Here is a 10,009-nt window from a genome sequence, read left to right on the forward strand (position 1 = left end):
TTAAACTCTGTCCGAGTTCGAGCTTCGTATCGATAAATATTTCTGAGTGTCAAAAAAATCATATTAAAGAACAAGTTAACTTGTGTGTGTCTCGATGTAATCAATATCTTATTATGTTGGTTATTATTCTGGTTACATTGTTTTATTATTATAAAATAATATATAATGAAGCTAATTGTAATCTATGATATTTATTCTTGATATTAAATGCTGCAATATTTCCATTGGTTGTATGATCTAATTGTTATTAAATAATATCGGATGTTATCATTAATCTGGGATTGTGTTTTTGTCTGGCATGCTAATAAAACACAGCTAATGGTTCAGTTTCCTTTTGATTGTGGAATTTTAGCGTCACAGCGTGGTTAATTAACAGAGGTTAATTGGGCTATGGCATCTAATATCTGATGATGTCAGACGGTCTTTTTTATTTCTTGGGGGCAAGAAGTAAGAGAAAAGCATTGGTGATGACTGTCAAGAGTGACAGTTTTTAAATTTCTAACAGATTTGTTGAGGTAGTAAATGAAATATAGTGTGGCTAAAGCCGAAAGTGTTCTTGAAGCTGAACATCTCTCTCAGACATTGGAAAACATAACCAGCGAAAACAATGCTTCACAACAGATACAGAACATAAGGAATATCTCCCAGGTGCTTACATCCAATGAATTATTCTGGTGTGAGCGTCTTGCTTCTTTACAACCCCTTGAGTTACCTTTCGACATTACTGAGAAACAGACAGAACCCAGGTGGGTAATGAGTCCCTGGCAGCCTGCACTGCCAAAAAATGATGAAGAGGACCCATTGCAGGCACTGTTACAGGTATTTGTCATTTATATTGCTCGTTTAACTCATCAGACTGCATTCCAAATCGGCTGGTGTGTGGATGAGGTAACAGATAAATCGGTAGATCTGGCGCCGGTGGTGCCGATGGCCGTTGAGGTAGCGTTTGATAAGCCCTGGAGTGTGGTAGCTGATTGGGTTGATGATGAACTTGCCCGATTGGCCCAGCACTATACATTTAGTCTGGATCTCCTTTCTCGTTCTCCTTCACTGCGTGCTATCCCGGCATTAAGAACAAGCCAGCCGTGGTCAATTGCTGTTTCTGTGATGAATAGTGACAAACTGTGTGATCAAAATGTGCCCGGTGAATTGCTGACGCTCCAGAGTAATGCACAGGGGGATTTTCGTTGGATCTATGATGAAAATCGCCTGAGTGCGGAAGTGATTCGGCGAATGAGTGAACATCTACAGGTGCTGGCGTCGTCAAAAAGAGTGAGTGATGAAATCCCTGTTTGGCAGCTTAATTTATTGCCTCAGGCTGAGCGTACATTGCTACTGGAAACCTGGAACGCTACAGAAACCGCCTATCCCGACCCATTATGTATTCATCAATTGTTTGAGCAACAGACAGAGCAAGCTCCGCAAGCCATAGCGTTAGAGTATCAAGAACAAACCTTCAGTTATGCGGAATTGAATGCCCGTGCTAATTGTCTGGCTCATCAATTAATAGCGTTGGGGGTTGTCCCTGACCGACGGGTAGTGATTTGTGTAGCACGTTCCCCGGCGATGGTAGTGGCTCTGCTGGCCGTGTTGAAAGCGGGTGGGGCCTATGTGCCGTTGGATTCAACTTACCCGGAGGAGCGTCTGGTGTATATCCTGAATGATACTGCTCCGTCAGTGGTTCTGGTGGATGAAGCTGGCCGGGCAGCATTGGGTGACACCGCGCTGGCCGGGTTGACTGTGCTTGACCCAAATACCCAGTTTGACCAGCCAACCAGTAACCCTCAGGTCCCCACGTTGACACCACAGCATCTGGCGTATGTGATTTACACTTCCGGTTCCACCGGGCAGCCGAAAGGGGTGATGGTAGAACATCAGGCTATTTATCAACGTTATCTGGGTTTTAATGCGCTTTACCATGTCACCGTGCAAGATCGGCTATTGCAATTTGCCGCGTTTGCGTTTGATGTTTCAGTAGAGGATTTCTTCTCATCATTATGCAACGGGGCCACGTTGGTCATGCGGGATGATAGCTGGCTGGCTTCTATACCGGAATTTATTGCCTTAGTCCGACAATATCGCATTACCGTGATGTCGTTGCCGACTTTATTTTGGTCTGAACTGGCGGCCAGAGACAGCGGATTACCGCTACCGGATTGTCTCCGACTCATCATTATTGGGGGTGAGACGGTGAAAAAAAATGCTGTTCAGGACTGGTTTAGGCAAGCAGGACATCGGCCTCGGTTGTTGAATGGTTATGGCCCGACAGAAAATACCGTAACAGTGACCTACAAGGATGTGTTATCTCCGGAAGATGCCCGTTCTATCGGTCGTCCGGCTAAAAATGCCCGTATCTACCTGCTGGACAGCCATGGCGAATTGGTACCTGTAGGTTGTGTTGGTGAAATGTATATTGGTGGTGTTGGGGTAGCCCGGGGTTATCTGGATAGACCGGAATTGAGCGCGCAGCGTTTTATGCCAGACCCTTTTAGTCCGGTATCGGGTGATCGGATGTATCGTAGCGGGGATTTGGCCCGTTACTTGCCGGACGGAGATCTGGAATTTCTGGGTCGTAATGACGAGCAGGTTAAAATTCGGGGCTTCCGTATTGAGCTGGGGGAAATTGAAACCCGGCTGGTGGAACATCCGGCGGTGCAAGAGGCGGCGGTGTTGGCATTGGATGATGGGCAAAGTAAACGGCTGGTTGCCTATGTAACGGCGGAGAAGAATACGGGTTTGGCTGCGGATTTGCGTAAATACCTGAGTGCGATTTTACCTGACTATATGGTCCCGGTTGCCTTTGTGCGTCTGGATACCTTCCCGCAGACCCCAAATGGCAAGCTGGACCGTCGAGCGTTACCTGCGCCGGGGGAAGAAGATTTTGCTCGTCAGGTTTACGCAGCACCGCAAGGCGAGATGGAAATCGCACTGGCGGCTATATGGTGTAAGTTGCTGGGGATTGAGCAGATTAGCCGACATGATAATTTCTTTGCCTTGGGTGGTCATTCACTGCTTGGTGTGCGGATGATTGAATGTCTGCGTAACATTGGATTGACATTAGCGGCCCGTGATCTGTTCCAGTCTCCAGTCTTGTCAGAATTGGCACAAATGCTGGGGCAACATCAGGCGGTGATAGTTCCGTCTAACGTGATTACACCGGATACTACGGCACTGACGCCGGCGATGTTGCCGCTGATTGATTTGACGCAGACTGACATTGATCACATTGTCGGGCAGGTGCCGGGCGGGATGACCAATATTCAGGATATCTATGCTCTGTCGCCGTTGCAGGACGGTATCCTGTTCCACCATCTATTGGAACAGGAAGGCGACCCGTATCTGCTGCTCTATCCGGTGGCCTTTGCTAACCGGTCTCTGTTGGATCGTTATCTGGCGGCGGTGCAACAGGCGATTGATCGCCATGACATCTTGCGGACGGCTTTTATCTGGCAAGGATTATCTATTCCGGCGCAGGTGGTTTTACGTCGGGCACGGTTGCCGGTGACGGAACTGATACTGGACCCGGTTGATGGCCCGGTCATTGATCAGTTGACCCGGCGTTTTGATCCGGGTCGGTATCGTCTTGACCTGAGTCAGGCGCCGCTATTGCACTTTGTCATTGCTCAGGAAACCGATGGTCGTTGGTTCTTGATGGAATTGCAGCATCACTTGATCGGTGACCATGAAACGATGGAAATGATGCATCGTGAAGTGCAGGCCCATTTTGCCGGGCAGGGGGACCGCTTGTCTGCACCGGTACCGTTCCGCAATCTGGTGGCTGAAGCTCGGTTGGGAGTGAGTCAGGCAGCCCATACCCGTTTCTTTACTGAGATGTTGGCCGGGGTGGATGAGCCAACGTTACCGTTCGGGTTGATGGAGGTGCATCGTGATGGGGCTCAGATGAGGGAATCTTACAGGATGCTGACAACGGAGTTGAATGACCGACTTCGCTATCAGGCTCGGCGTTTGAGTGTCAGTTTGGCGGCGCTGTGCCATTTGGCCTGGGCACAAGTGCTGTCGCGTACCAGTGGTCAGGAAAAAGTCGTGTTTGGTACCGTCCTGTTTGGGCGCATGGCCGTGGGAGAAGGGGCTGACAGTGGAATGGGGTTGTTCATGAATACCTTACCATTGCGGCTGGATATCGATGAGACCCCGGTACGCGACAGTGTGCGGGCGGCGCATCTGAAACTGGCTGAATTGATGGAGCATGAACATGCTTCACTGGCACTGGCCCAGCGTTGCAGTGGTGTACAGGGTGAGGCCCCGCTATTTAGTGCCCTGTTTAACTATCGCCATAATGAGCAACCGGTGACTTTGGATGAAACGATGGCCGGGATTGAATTTCTGGGCGAACTGGAACGGACTAACTACCCCTTTGGATTGTCGGTGGAAGATGGTGGTTCCTCGTTGGGGCTGACAGCTCAGGTGGTACAGCCATTTGAGCCAGATCGGCTATGCGGTTATATGCAACAGGCGCTGGAAAGTCTGGTGGAAGCACTTGAACAGACTCCGGCGACGCCGGTACGTGCGCTGAACGTGCTGCCTGAAACGGAACGTACCCTGTTGTTGGAAACCTGGAATACCACGGAAACCCCGTATCCTGACCCGTTATGTATTCACCAACTGTTTGAACAACAGGCAGAGAAAACCCCAGAGGCGACTGCGTTAGAGTATAAAGAGCAACGTCTCAGTTATGCCGAATTAAATGCCCGTGCTAACCGGCTGGCCTATCAACTGATTGCGCTGGGTGTAGAACCAGATCAACGGGTAGTGATTTGCGTGGCTCGTTCTCCGGCGATGGTGGTGGCGCTGTTGGCGGTGCTGAAAGCGGGTGGGGCCTATGTGCCGCTGGACCCGACTTATCCGGCAGAACGTCTGGCCTATATTCTAAATGATACGACCCCGTCAGTGGTGCTGGTTGATGAAGCTGGACGGGCAGCGCTTGGCGAACAAGCGCTTGCTGAGCTAACGGTACTTGACTCGAATGCTTTACCAGACCAGCCGGACAGTAACCCACAGGTAACCGGATTGACGCCACAAAATTTGGCTTATGTCATCTATACTTCTGGTTCAACCGGGCAACCGAAAGGGGTGCTGATAGAACATCAAGCGGTGTATCAACGTCATTTGGGTTTTAATGAGACCTATGTAGTTACTGCACAAGACCGGTTGTTGCAATTTGCTTCTTTTGCTTTTGATGTTTCAGTAGAAGAATGCTGCTTGTCATTGTGTAATGGCGCCACGTTAGTGATGCGCGATGAGCGTTGGCTAACTTCTATGCAGGAATTTATTGCTTTAGCCGGGCAAAATCGTATCACGGTGATGTCTCTGCCGGCGTTGTTTTGGTCCGAACTGGTTGCCAGAGACAATGGATTACCGTTACCGGATTGCCTCAGACTTATCATCATCGGGGGCGAGGCGGTGAAAAAGAGCGCTGTTCAGGAGTGGTTTGTGCGGGAAGTCCACCGTCCTCGGCTATTGAATGCTTATGGCCCGACGGAAAATACCGTAACGGCAACCTGTAAGGAGATATTATTCCCGACAGACGATAGCTCTATTGGCCGCCCGGTTAAAAATACCTGTGTCTACCTGTTGGACGGAGATGGTCAGCCAGTGCCATTAGGCAGTGTTGGCGAAATGTATATTGGTGGTGTGGGTGTAGCACGGGGTTATCTTAACCAGCCGGAATTGAGCGCGGAACGTTTCATACCTGATCCATTTAGTCGGGTGTCTGGTGCGCGGATGTATCGTACCGGGGATTTGGCCCGCTATTTGCCGGACGGTAATCTGAAATTCCTGGGCCGTAACGACGAGCAGGTAAAAATTCGGGGCTTCCGGATTGAACCGGGGGAGATTGCTGCCCGATTGATGGAACATCCGGCTGTCCAGGAGGCGGCGGTGCTGGCATTGGAGGGTGGGCAGGGCAAACGTCTGGTTGCCTATGTGGCAGCGGAAGCAAATACGGAGTTGGCTGCTAGCTTACGTGAACACTTGAGTGCCATTTTACCGGACTATATGGTCCCGGCAGCCTTTGTGCGTTTGGATACCTTCCCGCAGACCCCGAACGGCAAGCTGGATCGCCGGGCATTACCGGCACCACGGGAGGAAGATTTTGTCCGTCAGGTTTACGCAGCCCCGCAAGGAGAGACTGAGATTGCCTTGGCGACCATTTGGCGTGAGTTATTGGGCATTGAGCAGATCAGCCGGCATGATAGTTTCTTTGTGTTGGGCGGCCATTCCCTGCTCGCTGTACGCATGATTGAACGCTTGCGTCGCCTGGGATTGACCCTGACGGCGCGTGATCTGTTTCAATATCCGGTACTGTCAGAATTGGCACAAACATTGGGACAACATCAGGCTGTGGTGGTGCCTCCTAACGTTATCACGCCGGCCACGACAGCGTTGACGCCAGCGATGTTGCCGCTGATTGATCTGACTCAGACTGATATTGATCGCATCGTTGGGCAGGTGCCGGGCGGAGTTACCAATATTCAGGATATCTATGCCTTGTCGCCGTTGCAGGACGGTATCCTGTTCCACCACCTGTTGGAACAGGCAGGTGATCCGTATCTGCTGCTCTATCCATTGATCTTTGCGAATCGTTCTCTGTTGGAACGTTATCTGGCGGCGGTACAACAGACGATTGATCGCCATGACATCTTGCGGACGGCTTTTATCTGGCAAGGATTATCAGTTCCGGCACAAGTGGTTTGTCGCCGGGCGCAGTTGCCCGTGACGGAACTGACGCTGGACCCAGCTGATGGCCCAGTCATTGATCAGCTAACCCGGCGTTTTGATCCGGGACAGTATCGTCTTGATTTGAGTCAGGCTCCACTACTGCATTTTATTATTGCTCAGGAAACTGATGGCCGCTGGGTCCTGCTGGAATTGCAGCATCACTTGATTGGCGACCATGAAACGCTGGAAGTGATGCACCGTGAAGTACAGGCGCATTTTTCAGGACAGGGAGAGCACTTGCCTGAACCGGCTCCTTTCCGCAATCTGGTGGCACAGGCTCGGTTAGGGAAGAGTCAGGAAGAGCATACCCGCTTCTTTACCGATATGTTGGCGGAGGTGGATGAGCCAACGTTGCCATTCGGGCTGGCGGAGGTGCATCGTGATGGATCTCAGATGAGGGAATTTCATCAGATGCTGGAGCCTGAATTGAATGATCGTCTGCGTAGTCAGGCCCGGCATTTGGGTGTCAGTCTGGCGGCACTGTGTCATCTGGCCTGGGCGCAGGTGCTGTCGCATACCAGTGGTCAGGAGAAAGTGGTATTTGGCACCGTCCTATTTGGGCGCATGACAGCGGGGGAAGGGGCGGACAATGGCATGGGGCTGTTTATGAATACCTTACCATTGCGACTGGATATCGATGATACCCCGGTACAGGATAGCGTGCATGAGGTGCATCTGCGACTGGCCGGGTTGCTGGAGCATGAGCATGCCTCATTAGCGCTGGCACAACGATGCAGTGGTATTGCCAGCGGTACACTACTGTTTAGTGCGTTGTTCAACTATCGACATAATGCCTTATCGGCAACGTCGGATGACATTATCAGCGGTATTGAATTTTTGGAAGGACAAGAACGGACTAACTATCCATTTGGGCTGTCAGTGGAGGATGGAGGTTCTACGTTGGGACTGACTGCTCTGGTGGTACAGCCATTTGAGCCGGAGCGGCTATGCGGCTATATGCAACAGGCGCTGGAAAGTCTGGTGGAAGCGCTTGAGCAGGCCCCGAATACGCCGGTACGTGTGCTGAACGTACTACCTGAAACGGAACGTACCCTGTTGTTGGAAACCTGGAATACCACTGAAATTCCGTATCCTGACCCGTTATGTATTCACCAACTGTTTGAACAACAGGCAGAGAAAACCCCAGAGGCGACTGCGTTAGAGTATAAAGAGCAACGTCTTAGTTATGCCGAATTAAATGCCTGTGCTAACCGGCTGGCCCATCAACTGATTGCGCTGGGTGTAGAGCCAGACCAACGAGTGGTGATTTGCATGGCACGCTCGCCAGAGGTCGTGGTAGCGCTGTTGGCGGTGTTGAAAGCGGGTGGAGCCTATGTACCTCTAGATCCGACTTATCCGGCAGAGCGTTTGGCGTATATTTTGGATGATACTGCGCCATCAGTAGTACTGGTTGATGAAGCTGGCCGGGCGGCACTTGGCGAAGGAGCGCTTACAGGGTTGACAGTACTTACTCCGAGCACCTCACCAGACCAGCCTAACAGTAACCCACAGGTGCTCACGCTGACGCCACAACATTTGGCTTATGTCATTTATACCTCTGGTTCTACCGGGCAGCCGAAAGGGGTGATGGTGGAACATCAAGCTGTGTATCAACGTCATTTTGGTTTTAATGATACTTATGGCGTCACTGCGCAAGACCGGCTGTTACAATTTTCCTCTTTTGCTTTTGATGTTTCAGTAGAAGAATACTGCTTGTCATTGTGTAATGGCGCCACGTTGGTCATGCGCGATGATCGTTGGCTGACTTCTATGCAGGAATTTGTTTCCTTAGCCTGGCAAAACCGTATCACGGTGATGTCTTTGCCGGCATTATTTTGGTCTGAACTGATTGCCAGAGATAATGCTTTACCGCTACCGGATTGCCTCAGATTCATCATCATTGGTGGTGAGGAGGTGAAAAAGAGCGCAATTCAGGACTGGTTTGCGCGAGAAATCTACCGACCTCGACTATTGAATGCTTATGGGCCGACGGAAAATACTGTGACGGCGACCTGTAAGGAGATTTTATCCCCAACCGATGATTGTTCTATTGGTCGGCCACTTAAGAATACCTGTATCTACCTGCTGGACAAACATGGTCAGCCTGTACCATTAGGCAGCGTTGGCGAAATGTATATTGGTGGCGTCGGTGTGGCTCGTGGTTATCTTAACCAGCCGGAGTTGAGCGCAGAACGTTTTCTTGCAGATCCCTTCAGCCCGGTATCTGGTGCTCGGATGTATCGCACCGGAGATTTGGCCCGTTACTTACCGAATGGCGAATTAGCATTCCTGGGCCGTAACGACCATCAGATTAAAATCCGCGGTTTCCGTATTGAACCGGGAGAGATTGAAATCCGGTTAGTGGAACATCCTGCTGTACAAGAGGCGGCTGTGTTGGTGTGGGAAGAAGGGGCGGACAAGCATCTGGTTGCCTATGTGGTGGCGCCAGCGAATGAGGGGCTGGTTAATAGCCTGCGTACCCACCTGAGTACAGTTTTACCTGATTATATGGTGCCGTCAGCTTTTGTGCGGTTGGATACCTTCCCGCAGACCCCGAATGGCAAACTGGATCTCCGGGCATTACCCGCGCCGGGGGAGGAAGATTTTGCTCGTCAGGTCTATGAAGCACCGCAAGGGGAAACGGAGATGGCCCTGGCGGCGATTTGGAGTGAGTTGTTGGGGGTTGAGCAGGTCAGCCGATATGACAACTTCTTCGCGTTGGGCGGTCATTCACTGCTCGCTATGCGAATGACAAACCTTGCTGCTGGTCGGGGTTTGGTTTGTACATTAAATGCACTGTTCCAATTCCCGGTGTTGGCAGAACTGGCCGCAAAAATCACATCAGATTCGTTGTCTGAGCCGCAAACCAGTGCCATATCGGTGCGACAGGATGGAACAGAACCGCCATTGTTCTTTGTTCCCAGTGGGATGGGTGACTATTCCTATGTCTTCGGACTGGCTAACCATCTGCCATCAGGCTACCCGATTTATGCCTTGCCCTGGCAGTCAGTCGATGAGGAGCCAATGGCAACGATGGAAGCGCAGGCGGCCAGAATGATCACTTTAATGCAAGCGGTTCAGCCGGAGGGTCCGTATCGGATAGGCGGTTACTCCTCAGGCGGCATATTGGCTTATGCGATTGTTGAGCGACTTTTGAATGCCGGAGAGGGGGTGAATTTCTTGGGCTTGATTGATACGCCAGCGCCTCATGATTTAGGGGAACAGCCGATGCAACCTCAGCATCATTTCTTTAGTGAGTTGGCCCGGCAGG

Annotated in this window: 1 protein-coding gene; it reads left to right on the forward strand. The window is 51.0% G+C overall.

Annotation, left to right across the window (positions count from 1 at the left end; genetic code table 11):
- Positions 1-522: 522 nt before the first annotated feature.
- A partial coding sequence (locus tag BO26_RS13585) for a non-ribosomal peptide synthetase (protein ID WP_036772208.1) occupies positions 523-10,009 on the forward strand: 9,487 nt, incomplete at its 3' end.

It is taken from the genome of Photorhabdus australis DSM 17609, assembly GCF_000711895.1.
Classification (GTDB): Bacteria; Pseudomonadota; Gammaproteobacteria; order Enterobacterales; family Enterobacteriaceae; genus Photorhabdus; species Photorhabdus australis.